This is a genomic window from Paenibacillus sp. 2RAB27, from assembly GCF_052115445.1.
In the GTDB taxonomy this organism is placed as follows: domain Bacteria; phylum Bacillota; class Bacilli; order Paenibacillales; family NBRC-103111; genus Paenibacillus_E.
The window spans coordinates 1-529 of sequence record NZ_JBFRGR010000110.1 but is presented as its reverse complement, the minus strand read 5'-3'; the positions used below and the strand labels follow the sequence as shown (position 1 = coordinate 529).

The 529-nt window shown below is 42.9% G+C and carries 1 protein-coding gene; it reads right to left on the bottom strand.

Features of this window, described 5'->3' with window-relative positions:
- Positions 1-529 (bottom strand): InlB B-repeat-containing protein (locus AB4114_RS35860; RefSeq protein ID WP_441992686.1); only part of this gene is annotated, 529 nt, incomplete at both ends.

Below are 529 nucleotides of genomic sequence, written 5' to 3'. Positions count from 1 at the left end.
ACGAAGCTTACTGTGTAATTAATCGGCGTCCACTTCGCGTAGAGTGTTGTATTGCCTAATACTTTATCTGTCCCAAAAACCCAAGGATTCGCTAACTGTGCTTCTTTATACCAGCCTGCAAATGTGTATTTCTCTTTCGTTGGCACAGTCGGCGCGGTGATGACTGTATCGTAGTCTGCTTGTTTGCCTTCTATTTCAATGCCATTATTCACCACGAAGTTTACTGTGTAATTAATCGGCGTCCACTTCGCGTAGAGTGTTGTATCGCCTAACACTTTATCTGTTCCAAAAACCCATGGATTCGTTAACTGCGCTTCTTTGTACCAGCCTGCAAATGTGTAATTCTCTTTCGTTGGCACAGTCGGCGAGGTGATGACTGTATCGTAGTCTGCTTGTTTGCCTTCTATTTCAATGCCATTATTCACCACGAAGCTTACTGTGTAATTAATCGGCGTCCACTTCGCGTAGAGTGTTGTATTGCCTAATACTTTATCTAATACTTTATCTGTCCCAAAAACCCAAGGATTCG